The organism is Azospirillum sp. OGB3, assembly GCF_014192915.1.
In the GTDB taxonomy this organism is placed as follows: Bacteria; Pseudomonadota; Alphaproteobacteria; order Azospirillales; family Azospirillaceae; genus Azospirillum.
This window is the reverse complement of sequence record NZ_JACHYN010000014.1, coordinates 97,135-109,469: the sequence shown is the minus strand read 5'-3', so window position 1 is coordinate 109,469 and position 12,335 is coordinate 97,135. Positions and strand designations below refer to the sequence as shown.

The following is a 12,335-nucleotide window of genomic DNA, read 5'->3' as shown; positions in this document are numbered from 1 at the left end:
AGGCTGGTCCCATGAAACCCGATTCCTGCTTCGAGTTTCCCGTCCACACGGCGGGGGAGCGTGCGGCGGACGCGGTCATCCACGCCATCGGCGTGATCGCCGGCCTGATCGGCGCGTCCTGGCTGCTGGTCGTGACGGCGGGCCACGCCTCCGCGACCGAGATGGTGTCGCTGGTCGCCTACGGCGCCGGGCTGGTCGGCATGCTGAGCGCGTCGGCCGCCTACAACCTGGCCCCGCCGGGGCGGCGCAAGGCGGTGCTGCGGCGGCTCGACCACGCGATGATCTATGTGATGATCGCCGGCAGCTACACCCCCTTCACCCTGAACCGGCTGGACGCCGCCGCGGGACTCCCGCTGGGGATCGGGGTGTGGGTGGTGGCGCTGGGCGGGGTGGCGCTGAAGCTGTTCGCCTCCTGGCGGTACGAACGGCTGGGCTTCGTGCTCTATCTCGGGCTCGGCTGGGCCATCCTGTCGGTGGCCGAACCGCTGTGGCGGTCGCTGTCCCCGACGACGCTGCTTCTGCTGGCGGTGGGCGGGGTGGTCTACACGGTGGGGGCCTTCATCCACACGCTGGACCGACTGCCCTACAACATTCCGGTCTGGCACGCGCTGGTCATCGTGGCGGCCTCCTGCCACTTCGCCGCGGTGGCGCGGGAGTTCGTGGTGACCTGACCGGCAAGGGGCCTCGCGAAAGGCCCCCCGCCGGCGTCACTCAATGCACCGTCGTCACCGGCTGGGTGGCGGCGCTGCGCACCTGGGCCGAGACGGGCAAGCCGTTGATGGTCAGCTCGCCGCCTTCCGCCCCCACCTTGACCGTCTGGCCGTCGGCGACGCGGCCCTCCAGGATCATGGTGGCCAGCGGGTTCTGAAGCTCCCGCTGGATCACCCGCTTCAGCGGACGCGCGCCGTAGACCGGATCGTAGCCGGCCTCGGCCAGCCAGTGCGTCGCCGCCTCGTCCACCTCCAGCGTGATGTCGCGGTCGGCCAGCATGCGGACCAGCCGGCCGAGCTGGATGGTCACGATCCCGCCCATGTGGCTGCGGTCCAGGCGGTGGAAGAGCAGGATCTCGTCCAGGCGGTTCAGGAACTCCGGCCGGAAGTGGGCGCGCACCACCTCCATCACCTCGTCGCGCACGGCGCCGCTGTCCTGGCCTTCCGGCTGGGCCGCCAGCACCTCGGAGCCGAGGTTCGAGGTCATGATGATGACCACGTTGCGGAAATCCACCGTCCGCCCCTGCCCGTCGGTCAGGCGCCCGTCGTCGAGCACCTGGAGCAGCACGTTGAAGACGTCGGGATGGGCCTTCTCCACCTCGTCGAACAGCACGACCTGATAGGGCCGGCGGCGCACCGCCTCGGTCAGCGCCCCGCCCTCCTCATAACCGACATAGCCCGGAGGGGCGCCGATCATGCGGGCGACGGAGTGCTTCTCCATGTATTCCGACATGTCGAGCCGGACCATCGCCGTCTCGTCGTCGAACAGGAACTCGGCCAGCGCCTTGGTCAGCTCGGTCTTGCCGACGCCGGTGGGTCCAAGGAAGAGGAAGGAGCCGATCGGCCGGTTGGGGTCCTGCAGGCCGGCGCGGGCGCGGCGGACGGCGTTGGACACCGCCACGATGGCCTCGTCCTGGCCGATCACACGGGTCTTCAGGCGGGTTTCCATCGCCAGCAGCTTCTCCCGCTCGCCGGCCAGCATCTTGTCCACCGGCACGCCGGTCCAGCGGCTGACCACGGCGGCGATGTCGCTGTCGCGCACCTCCTCGTTCAGCATGCGGTTGGCGGCGTGGGCCTCTGCCTCCTTCAGACGCTTCTCCAGGTCGGGGATGACGCCGTAGGCCAGCTCGCCGGCGCGGCCCCAATTGCCGTCGCGCTGGGCCTGCTCCAGTTCCGTGCGGGCTCTTTCCAGGTCCTCCTTGATCTTCTGTGCGCCCTGGAGCTGGTCCTTCTCGGCCTGCCACTTGGCGGTCAGCTCGGCGGATTCCTGCTCCAGGTCGGCCAGCTCGCCTTCCAGGTTGGCGAGCCGGGCGCGCGAGGCGTCGTCGGATTCGCGCTTCAGCGCCTCCCGCTCGATCTTGAGCTGGATGATGCGGCGGTCCAGCTCGTCGATGGCCTCCGGCTTGCTGTCCACGGCCATGCGCAGGCGGCTCGCCGCCTCGTCGATCAGGTCGATGGCCTTGTCGGGCAGGAAGCGGTCGGTGATGTAGCGGTTCGACAGGGTCGCCGCCGACACGATGGCCGCGTCGGTGATGCGCACGCCGTGGTGCACCTCGTAGCGCTCCTTTAGGCCGCGCAGGATGGAGATGGTGTCCTCCACCGTCGGCTCGGGCACGAAGACGGGCTGGAAGCGCCGGGCCAGCGCCGCGTCCTTCTCGATGTGCTTGCGGTACTCGTCCAGCGTGGTGGCACCGACGCAGTGCAGCTCGCCGCGCGCCAGCGCGGGCTTCAGCATGTTGGAGGCGTCCATGGCGCCGTCCGCCTTGCCGGCGCCGACCAAGGTGTGCAGCTCGTCGATGAAGACGATGATCTCGCCCGCCGCCGCCTGGATCTCCTGGAGCACGGCCTTCAGCCGCTCCTCGAACTCGCCGCGGTATTTGGCGCCCGCCACCATGCCGGCGAGATCGAGCGACAGCAGCTTCTTGTTCTTCAGCCCCTCCGGCACGTCGCCCTTGACGATGCGCTGGGCGAGGCCCTCGACGATGGCGGTCTTGCCGACGCCCGGCTCGCCGATCAGGACGGGGTTGTTCTTGGTGCGCCGCGCCAGCACCTGGATGGTGCGGCGGATCTCCTCGTCGCGCCCGATGACGGGGTCGAGCTTGCCCTCGCGCGCCGACTCGGTCAGGTCGCGGGTGTATTTCTTCAGCGCGTCGTAGCCCTGCTCGGCGCTGGCGGTGTCGGCGGTGCGGCCCTTGCGCACCTCGTTGATCGCGGTGTTCAGCGCCTGCGGGGTGACGCCCGCGCGCTTCAGCACCGCGGCGGACGGCGTGCCGTCGGCCATGGCCAGCGCCAGCAGGATGCGCTCCGCCGTGACGTAGCTGTCGCCCGCCTTCTTGGCGATCGTCTCGGCCTGCTCGAACACGCGGGACAGTTCCGGCGTCAGATACACCTGCCCGGCCCCGGCGCCTTCCACCTTGGGCTGCTTGTCCAGCTCGGCGTCCACGCCCGACAGCGCCAGGGCGGGGTCGCCGCCGGCCGCACGGATCAGGTTGGCGGCCAGGCCTTCCTTGTCGTCCAGAAGGGTCTTCAGCAGATGTTCCGGCGTCAGCCGCTGGTGGCCGCGCCGCAGGGCCAGGGTCTGCGCCGCCTGCACGAAGCCCCGGCTGCGCTCGGTGTATTTCTCGAAGTCCATGTTGTGCTCCCTTCATCGCCGACCGTCCGCGAGGCAGCCCGGTCAGTCCGATCCACGTTACCAGTGCGATCCGCAAGGATGCATGCGTCGCCGTAGATGTGGGAGAGGCCCATCCGTATGCAAGACCCCCCGGTACGCGTGGTTATTGCTTTTGTCGGACCCGCGCCGAAAGGGTGGCTTTCCGCGGCCCGCCGGAAAAGGCTAGGGTTTTGCGCCAATGCCACGGACTCCCGCCTTCATGACGGCCACGCCCACCAGCAGCACCCCGCGCGCCCCTTCGCCCAAGGCCCTGCGGCCCGCCCTGACCACCCCCCTGATGCGGCTGGCCTGGCACGGCCGCAACATGTGGCATTGGGTGGCCCGCCCGCTGACCATGGGGGTGCGGGGGATCATCCTGGACGACTCCGCGGCTGGCGGCGGTACGGCCTCGGTCCTGCTGATCCGCCACAGCTACGTTGGCGGCTGGCATTTTCCGGGCGGCGGAGTCGGAAAAGGCGAGACGCTGGTGGAGGCCATGAAGCGCGAGGTGCGGGAGGAGGTCGGGTTGACGGTGGAGAGCGGCCCGCAGCCCTTCGGCGTCTACGCCCGCTTCCGGCACGGGGCGAGCGACCATGTGGCGGTCTTCGTCGCGCAGGGATGGTCGGGAACGCCTCGGGCCGACGGGGTGGAGATCCTGGAGGCGCGTTTCTTCCCGCTGGACCGGCTGCCGGAGGACACCTCCCCCGCGACGCGGCGGCGAATCGCCGAGTTCCAGGGTCGGGAGCCTTTGGCCGAGCGCTGGTGACGGTTTTCGATTGCGACGGTTGACAGAAGCGAACCGGTCCCACCATTGTGCGATGCAATGCCCGCGACCGTCGCCGCCATACGCCGCTACCCCGTGAAGGGGCTGAGCGGTCAGGATCTTCCCGCCGTTGACCTCGTCACCGGCCAACCCATCCCCTTTGACCGGCGCTTCGGCCTGCTGCACGGCCCGGCGGCGCTGAGCCCCGACGTCGAGGGCTGGCGCCCGAACGAGGATTTCTTCACGCTCGACCGGAACGAGAAGCTGGCGCTGCTCGACACCGAGTTCGACGAGGCCACCCAGTCGCTGATCATCCGGCGCGGTGGCAAGCCGGTGTCGCGCGGGCGTCTGGACCAGCCGATGGGCCGGATGCTGGTGGAGCAGTTCTTCGCCGCCTATCTGGCGGGGGCGGCCCCCGGCCTGCCCAAGCTGGCCGAGGCCAGGAACCCGGCGCAAGGCGGCGGCGTCTCCTTCACCGACCGGGAAGAGGCGGCGGTCTCCATCCTCAACCTCGCCAGCGTGCGCGATCTGGAAGAGCGGGTGGCCAAGCAGCCGGTCGATCCGCGGCGCTTCCGCGCCAACCTGATGATCGACGGGCTGGAGCCCTGGGTGGAACGCCAGTGGATCGGCGCGTTGCTGACCGTCGGCGACGTCACCCTGCGCATCTGCGACCACAAGGATTGCCGGCCCTCCAGCGAGGTCAACCCGGCGACCGGCGCGCGCGACCTCAACACGCTTCCCATTCTGGAGCGCGGTTACGACCACACGCAGTGCGGCGTCTATGCCCGGGTGGTGCATGGGGGCCGGATCGCGGTGGGCGACCCGGTGGCGCTGGCCGAAGACCTGCCGGCCTGAGACACGTTCAGCCCTGATACCCGTTCAGCCCTGAAACCGGACCTTGCCGGCCTCAGGACTGACGGTTACCGGACAGATGGTCAGGCGCTCATCGGGGTGCGTTCGTCGGCGGCAGCCTCGGACTCGTCGCCCATCTCGCCGCCGTCCTCGTCTTCCGCCGAACCGCCCAGGCTGGGCTGCGGACCGAGGCCCGCGGCGCCGACGTTGCCGCGCTGGCGGTTCTCGGATTCCTGGATCTGGTTGATGATGCGGAAATAGTGCTCCGCATGCTGAAGGTAGTTTTCCGCCTGGACGCGGTCGCCGGACGAGGAGGCGTCGCGGGCCAGCGCCAGATACTTTTCATGGACCTGCCACGCGTTGCCGCGGATGCGCACGTCCGGACCATTGCTGTCGAAGGTCTGGTGACGCAGCGGAACATTCTGCCGGCGGCTGCCACCGCCACCACCGCCGCCGCCACCTCCGCCACCACCGCCGCCGTTGCCACGACCGCGCGAGCGCCTGGAGTTCGGTCCTTGTCTCATTTGGCTCTTATGGCCCCATGTAAGAGAAGTGCAATCCCGCGAACGCCCTGGCTGACCATTCGGTCGCCGGGCCCGCCGCGGAACCAACCGCGGATGGGTCGCAGGGATCAAATCGACGCGCCCAACCGATCAACCGGTCTGCCTTCTCGGACGTCCGCCCAACCGCGCGGGGTTTCCGGAGGCCATGGGTACGCCCTGGGATGATTGTCCCCGGGCCATCGTCGTCCTTGCACCCTACTGGGGACCGCGCGTCAATCCAACCTTTTTTTTGGGGGGATGGGGCGAAATCACGCGCTCTTGCGCCCCAGGACGCAGCGTTCCACGCCGCCCAGGTCGCGGAAGACGCCCGCCGGCTCCAGCCCGGCCGCGGCCAGCAGCCCCGCCACGTCCGCCGCCTGCCCCTGCCCGACCTCCAGCCCGGCCAGACCGCCCGGCTGGAGCAGACCGGGCAACTGCGCGGCGATGATCCGGTAGGCGTCCAGTCCATCGGCGCCGCCGTCCAGCGCGCGCAACGGATCGTGCTCCCGCACCTCCGGATCGAGCGCGGCGATGTCGGCGCTGGGGATGTAGGGCGGGTTGGAGGCGACGACGTCGAACCGCTCGTCCAGCCCGACACCCCAGTTGCCGGTCTGGAAGCGCGCCCGCTCCGTCAGCCCGTTGCGTGCCGCGTTCTCGGTGGCGGCGGCCACCGCGCCGGGGCTGAGGTCGACGCCGAGGCCGCTGGCGTTGGGCAGCTCCGCCAGCAGGGCCAGCAGGATGCAACCGGTTCCGGTGCCGAGATCGAGCAGCCGCAGCGGGGCGTTGCGGTCCGGCAGCGCCTTCAGCACCGCCTCGACCAGCGTCTCGGTGTCGGCCCGGGGTTCCAGGGTGTCGGGGTTGAGGGAGAGGTCGATCGTCCAGAACTCGCGATGGCCGAGGATGCGCCCCACCGGCTCCCGCGCCACCCGCCGCTCGACCAGGGCGAGGAGACGCGCGGCGTCGGGCTCGGGGATGGGGTCGTTGGCCCGGGTGAACAGGTCGTGGCGGGTGAGGCCCAGCGCGTGCTCGACGAGCAGGCGCGCGTCGAGGTCGGGCGTGTCGATGCCGGCCTCGCGCAGGCGGGCCTCGGCGGTGCGGCGGAGTTGATGAAGCGTGACGGTCATGAATTGCCCCCACCCTCCCCATGCTCTGCATGGGTCCCCTCCCTCCCCCGCTGCGCAGGGGAGGGACAAGGATGCGACGTCCTGTTCCCTCCCCTGCGCAGCGGGGGAGGGTTAGGGTGGGGGCCCGTGTTGCCACGCAAGCGCCTATGCGGAACTCCAAGCTGAAATACCGCGCTCGTGACCTCCGCACTCAGCCCACCCACGCCGAACGAGCGCTTTGGCGCCAATTGCGCGGTGAACAGCTCAGCGGATGGAAGTTTCGCCGTCAGCACCCCATTCCCCCCTACATCGCTGATTTCGCCTGCATCCAGGCAAAGCTGGTTGTCGAAGTCGACGGCAGCCAGCACGCCGACTCCGCCTACGACTCCATTCGGGACGAGCATCTGCGGCATCACGGCTGGCGGGTCCTGCGCTTCTGGAACAACGACGTGCTGAACAACCCGGAGGGAGTGGCGGCGACGGTCCTCGCCGCCATCGGAGGGTCGAAACTCCCGGAGGAGGATTGACCAAACCGCCCTATTGCAGTTCCGACAGCCGCGCCGCCTCGTCCTCGGCCGTCAGCGCGTCGATCAGCTCGTCCAGCGCCTCGCCGGCCATCACCTTCTCGATCTTGTAGAGCGTCAGGTTGATGCGGTGGTCGGTCACCCGGCCCTGCGGGAAGTTGTAGGTGCGGATGCGCTCCGAGCGGTCGCCGGAGCCCACTTGGCTCTTGCGGTCGGCAGCGCGGGCCTTGTCCTTCTCGGCGCGCTCCCGCTCGTAGAGGCGGGCGCGCAGCACCTTCAGCGCCTTGGCCTTGTTCTTGTGCTGACTCTTCTCGTCCTGCTGGCTGACGACGAGGCCGGTCGGCAGGTGGGTGATGCGCACCGCGCTGTCCGTCGTGTTCACCGACTGACCGCCGGGACCGCTGGACCGGAAGACGTCGATGCGCAGGTCCTTCTCGTCGATGTGGATGTCCACCTCCTCCGCCTCGGGCAGCACCGCGACGGTGGCGGCGGAGGTGTGGATGCGCCCCTGAGTCTCGGTCGCCGGGACGCGCTGCACGCGGTGGACCCCCGATTCGAACTTCAGCCGGGCGAAGACGTTGCGGCCGGTGATGTTGGCGATGGCCTCCTTGTAGCCGCCGATGCCGGTCTCGCTGACCTCCATCGTCTCGAACCGCCAGCCCTGGAGCCCGGCGTAGCGGCGGTACATCTCGAACAGCTCCGCGGCGAACAGGGCCGCCTCGTCGCCGCCGGTGCCGGCGCGCACCTCCAGGATGGCGTTCTTCTCGTCCGCCTCGTCCTTGGGCAGCAGGGAAATCTGCACCCGGCGCTCCAGGGCGGGGATGCGGCGGGTAAGCTCGGCGAACTCCTCCTCGGCCAGCGCCTTCATCTCGGCATCGCCCGCCGGGTCGGCGATCATGCCGGCGAGGTCGGCGGCCTCCGCCTTCGCCTTCTTCAGCTCGCCAATGGCCTCGGCCACCGGAGTCAGGTCGGCGTATTCCTTCGACAGCCGGGCGAAGTCCGCCGGGTCCACCGTCCCCGCCGCCATCGCGTCCCGCAGCTCGTCATGGCGGGCCACGACCCTATTGAACTTCTCGTCCAGGCTCACGTCGCTCGTCCTTATCCAAATCGCTCCCGGCGGGCTCGTCCAGCCGGAACAGCCGGAACAGCAGCCGTTCCGCCGCCGCCCGCTCCGCCAGCCCGGCCCCGTCGGGGTCCGCCGCCATGGCGCGCAGCGCCTCCGACGGACCGTGCAGCAGCCGGTTGACCAGCAGCCGCGTCGCCGACGCCGCGTCCAGCCCCCGCTGCTCGTCCAGCAGGCGCCGCCGCTCCGTCTCGAAATGCGTCCGCAGCGCCGCCACGGCGGGCACCGCGGCGCGCTCGGCCCGGTGGCGGGCGAAGGCCGCCAAGGCGTCGTCCACGATGGCCCAGGCCGCCTGGGTCGCCGCCTCGCGCCCCACCCGCCCCTGCAGCGCCACGCGCTCCAGGTCGGCGAGGTCGTAGACGAAGGCCTCGTCCAGCCCGGCGACGTCCGGATCGACATCGGCGGGGATCGCCGCGTCCACCACGAACACCGGGCGCCGGCGGCGGCGCTTCAATGCCGCCCCCAACTGCGGCGCGGAGAGGATATAGCGCCCCAGACCCGCCGCGGTCACCACGATATCCGCACTGGTCAGCGCCGAATCGAGATCGGCCCAGGGCGCGAAGTGGCTGTCCATGCGCCGCGCCGCCGCTTCGGCCCGGCGATCCACCGGGGCGGCGACGATCAGCCGGCCCAGCCCGGCCTCGCGCAGGCCCTCCAGCACCAGGGCGCCCATGTCGCCCAGCCCCATCAGCAGGCCGGTGCAGCGCCTCAGGTCGCCGTGCAGGTCACGCGCCACCTGGACCGCCGCGGCGACCAGCGAGGTGGCGCCCTCGGCGATCGGCGTCTCGCGGCGCACCCGCTTGGCGGCACCGTAGGCGGCCTGGAGAAGCCCCTCCAGCTCCGGCCCGGACAGGCCGGCGGCGGCGGCGTGGCGGTGGGCGGCCTTGACCTGGCCCAGGATGTGCGGCTCGCCGATGATCTGGCTGTCGAGCGAGCAGGCGACGGCGAAGACGTGGCGCACCGCCGCCGCGCCGGTCAGGGTGTAGAGCTGCCCGGCGAGGTCGGGCTCGCTCAGCCCCACCCGCTCCGCCATGATCCCGGCGATGGTCAGAGCGGCCTCGTTCGGGCGCTCGTGCACCGCCTGCACCTCGACCCGGTCGCAGGTGCTGAGCCACATCGCCTGGCTGATGCCGGCAGCGCTCAGCCGCTCCAGCATCGCCGGCACCTCCGCCTCCTCCGTCGTCAGACGGTCGCGGATCGCGCCGGAGCAGGACCGGTGGCTGGCGCCGATGACGAAGTAGGAAGCGGTCACTCTGACTCTGGCCCAGGCCGCGGCACGGCCGACAAGGATGGTACGGTTGCCGCGGATTTAAGCACGGATGGCACGGAGCGTCCCTAGTTCAAATTGTCCGCCCGCGCCGGTTCCGTCACTCGGCGGCGTTTCCCGCTGCCTTTTCGGCGGCCTTGGCGGCCTCGATCTCGGCGGCCTTCTTCTCGACCAGCCCGACGAGGTGGTCGACGATGTTCTGGTCCTTCAGCCGGTGGTCGGTGACGCCGGACAGATAGACCTGATGGGTGTTGTTGCCGCCGCCGGTCAGGCCGATGTCGGTCTCGCGCGCCTCGCCGGGGCCGTTGACCACGCAGCCGATGACCGACAGGGTCAGCGGCGTGGTGATGTGGGCCAACCGCGCCTCCAGCGTCTCCACCGTCTTGATGACGTTGAAGTTCTGCCGGGCGCAGCTCGGGCAGGAGATGACCGTGACGCCGCGCCGCCGCAGGCCCAGCGACTTCAGCATCTCGTAGCCGACCTGCACCTCCTCCGCCGGCTCGGCCGACAGGGAGACGCGGATGGTGTCGCCGATGCCCGACCACAGCAGCATGCCCAGCCCGATGGACGACTTCACCGTCCCGGCGCGCAGGCCGCCGGCCTCGGTGATGCCGATGTGCAGCGGGTAGTCGCAGGCCTCGGCCAGGCCCTGATAGGCGGCGACGGCCAGGAACACGTCGGACGCCTTCACCGAGATCTTGAACTCGGTGAAGTCATGGTCCTCCAGGATCTTGGCGTGGTTGAGCGCGCTTTCGACCAGCGCCTCCGGGCAGGGCTCGCCGTACTTTTCCAGCAGGTCCTGCTCCAGCGAGCCGGCGTTGACGCCGATGCGCATGGAGCAGCCGTAGTCCTTGGCCGCCTTCACCACCTCGCGCACCCGCTCCGCCGAGCCGATGTTGCCGGGGTTGATGCGCAGGCAGGCCGCCCCGCTCTGCGCCGCCTCGATGGCGCGCTTGTAGTGGAAATGGATGTCCGCGACGATCGGCACCGAGACCTGCGGCACGATCTGCTTCAGCGCCAGCGCCGACTCCTGGTCGGGGCAGGAGACGCGCACGATGTCGGCGCCCACCCGCTCCGCCGCCTGGATCTGCGCCACCGTCGCCGCCACGTCCGCGGTCGGCGTGTTGGTCATCGTCTGAACCGAGATCGGCGCGTCGCCGCCGACGAGCACGTTGCCCACCCGGATCTGGCGGGACTTGCGGCGAAGGATCTGGCGGTAGGCGCGCACGCTGCTCATGGGCTGTGGCCTCGGGGCATGAATCGGGTCCGGCGCGTCTTATAGCGCAGCCGGCGTCACGCCTGAAGTGCGGTCCGCCGCGCCGGATTCAAGGGAAAAAGCCGTTACTGGCTTGTCTTCGGCGGCCCGCCCTCAGTGGGCGGGGGCGGCGCCGCGCAGGGTCGGGGCGTGCTGGTCCAGCGACACGTCGCGCAGCACCTGCCCCACCGCCCCCATCGGCGCGCCGTCCACCCCGTCGGTGACGACGATGAGCCCGCCGGCGTTGCCGGTGCGCACCCGGATGCCCGAGCGGTCGGGCACGCGGTAGAGGTCGCCCGGCTTCAGCACGCGGGTGAAGATGATCTCGCCGCTGTTGTCGCGCACCTGGATCCAGCTGTCCTGGGTGGCGCGGAGCTGGATGCGCGAGGCCGCGTTCTGCGTGCCGTAGACCTTCGAGGGCAGCGCCCCGTCCGCGGCGGGCGGAGGCGCCGCGGGGGCCGCGGGCGGCAGGCTGGCGATGGCCGGGGCGGCCGGGGTGAGCGGCGTCGGCTCCTGCGTGGCGCCCTCGGACTCGTCGTCCTCGGCCGGGGGCGGCGGCACGTTCACCATGGTCGAGGGGGCAGCCGGAGCGGGCGCCGGGGCAGCCGCGGACGCGGTCGGCTTGCCGGGCGCGGCCGGGGACGGTTGTGCCGCCACCGGAGCGGGGGCCACGGCGGGCTTGGCGGGAGCCTGGGCGGCCGGCGCCGGAGCGGTCGCGGTCGGCGCGGCGGGAGCCGGCACCGCGGTGGAGGCGCCACCGGCCGCCGGCGGTGCGACCACCGGGGCAACCGCCAGGGCGGGCGGGGCCTCCGCCATCACGGTCGGCACGGACGCCGGGGCGGCCGGCGATTCGGCTGGCGCCGGCAGAGCGGCGGTCTGGCCACCACCGTTCTGGCCACCACCGTTCTGGCCGCCCGTCTGGTTGGCGTTGAAGGGCAGCGTGTCGAGCAGCGAGACCAGCCGGTCGGGCAGGGTCGGAACCAGATCGACCATCGACCGGTCGGTCGCCGACAGATAGTACCAGCCGCCATAGACGATGCCCGCCAGCACCATCGTGCCGAGCAGGACGGTGCCGCCGGGGATGCGGCCTTCCGGCACGGGGGTCGGGAAATAGAGCTGCTGGCTGCGCGTGCGGCCCGCCGCCTCGTCCTTGTAGCGGGTGAGGATGGTGTCCGGGTCGAGCCCCAGGCATTCCGCGTAGGAGCGCAGGAAGCCGGCGGCGTAGGTGGTGCCCGGCAGGTCCTCGAACCGGCCCGCCTCGATGGCCTGCAGGTAGGGGTAGCGGATGCGCAGCATCGTCGCAACCTCGCGCAGGTCGTAGCCGAGGCTCTCGCGCGTCTCGCGCAGAGTGTCGGACACGCTGGGGCCGGTCTGCGCCGGGCCGTCCTGCGCGGGGTCGTAGGAGCCGAAAACCTTGCGCTTGGCCATCATCTCAACCGTACCGTCGCCTCGGATGACTTATGGTCGCACCCCCGGCATGGGTACGCCAGCCGCGGGGTCGGCGCAACCGGGAATGACCTTGATCCTGCCCTCTTGTATACGCCCT

Annotated in this window: 11 protein-coding genes; 4 read left to right on the top strand and 7 right to left on the bottom strand. The window is 70.8% G+C overall.

The annotated features are described in order from the left end of the window. Positions 1-11 precede the first annotated feature (11 nt). Positions 12-671, top strand: coding sequence for a hemolysin III family protein (locus tag FHW79_RS23775; protein WP_183181190.1), 660 nt, complete (start codon positions 12-14; stop codon positions 669-671). Positions 672-711: 40 nt separating this feature from the next. Here FHW79_RS23775 and clpB read toward each other — a convergent pair whose 3' ends face one another. Further along, a complete protein-coding gene (gene clpB, locus FHW79_RS23770; RefSeq protein WP_183181189.1) occupies positions 712-3,342 on the bottom strand; it encodes an ATP-dependent chaperone ClpB in 2,631 nt (876 codons plus the stop codon). A 238-nt stretch (positions 3,343-3,580) separates the two neighbouring features. Between clpB and FHW79_RS23765 the strand changes: the two genes are divergently transcribed. Both FHW79_RS23765 and FHW79_RS23760 read left to right on the top strand, forming a co-directional pair. After that, positions 3,581-4,126 (top strand): NUDIX domain-containing protein, encoded by a 546-nt coding sequence (locus FHW79_RS23765; RefSeq protein WP_183181188.1) that lies wholly within the window; start codon positions 3,581-3,583, stop codon positions 4,124-4,126. Between the two features lie 57 nt (positions 4,127-4,183). Further along, the gene (locus FHW79_RS23760) at positions 4,184-4,978 is read left to right on the top strand and encodes an MOSC domain-containing protein (RefSeq protein ID WP_183181187.1); all 795 of its coding nucleotides are present in this window, start codon (positions 4,184-4,186) and stop codon (positions 4,976-4,978) included. A gap of 80 nt (positions 4,979-5,058) precedes the next feature. On the opposite strand, the gene FHW79_RS23755 is transcribed toward FHW79_RS23760, so the two are convergent. Together FHW79_RS23755 and prmC are read right to left on the bottom strand one after the other, a co-directional pair. Further along, the gene (locus FHW79_RS23755; RefSeq protein WP_183181186.1) at positions 5,059-5,499 is read right to left on the bottom strand and encodes a DUF4167 domain-containing protein; all 441 of its coding nucleotides are present in this window, start codon (positions 5,497-5,499) and stop codon (positions 5,059-5,061) included. Between the two features lie 287 nt (positions 5,500-5,786). Continuing rightward, positions 5,787-6,641, bottom strand: coding sequence for a peptide chain release factor N(5)-glutamine methyltransferase (gene prmC, locus FHW79_RS23750; RefSeq protein ID WP_183181185.1), 855 nt, complete (start codon positions 6,639-6,641; stop codon positions 5,787-5,789). 146 nt (positions 6,642-6,787) lie between these two features. Between prmC and FHW79_RS23745 the strand changes: the two genes are divergently transcribed. After that, entirely contained in the window at positions 6,788-7,147 is a 360-nt protein-coding gene (locus FHW79_RS23745) for an endonuclease domain-containing protein (protein WP_183181184.1), read from the top strand. Between the two features lie 10 nt (positions 7,148-7,157). On the opposite strand, the gene prfA is transcribed toward FHW79_RS23745, so the two are convergent. The 4 genes from prfA to FHW79_RS23725 all read right to left on the bottom strand — a co-directional run bounded on the left by prfA (position 7,158) and on the right by FHW79_RS23725 (position 12,217). Continuing rightward, complete coding sequence (gene prfA / locus FHW79_RS23740; RefSeq protein WP_183181183.1) at positions 7,158-8,231, bottom strand: peptide chain release factor 1; 1,074 nt, start codon at positions 8,229-8,231, stop codon at positions 7,158-7,160. Continuing rightward, on the bottom strand, positions 8,206-9,519 hold the full coding sequence (gene hemA, locus FHW79_RS23735) for a glutamyl-tRNA reductase (RefSeq protein WP_183181182.1): 1,314 nt from the start codon (positions 9,517-9,519) through the stop codon (positions 8,206-8,208). The genes prfA and hemA overlap by 26 nt, the downstream gene beginning before the upstream one ends. A 115-nt stretch (positions 9,520-9,634) precedes the next feature. Next, the gene (gene ispG, locus FHW79_RS23730; protein WP_183181181.1) at positions 9,635-10,771 is read right to left on the bottom strand and encodes a flavodoxin-dependent (E)-4-hydroxy-3-methylbut-2-enyl-diphosphate synthase; all 1,137 of its coding nucleotides are present in this window, start codon (positions 10,769-10,771) and stop codon (positions 9,635-9,637) included. A gap of 132 nt (positions 10,772-10,903) precedes the next feature. Next, on the bottom strand, positions 10,904-12,217 hold the full coding sequence (locus tag FHW79_RS23725; protein ID WP_183181249.1) for a helix-turn-helix domain-containing protein: 1,314 nt from the start codon (positions 12,215-12,217) through the stop codon (positions 10,904-10,906). Positions 12,218-12,335 lie beyond the last annotated feature (118 nt).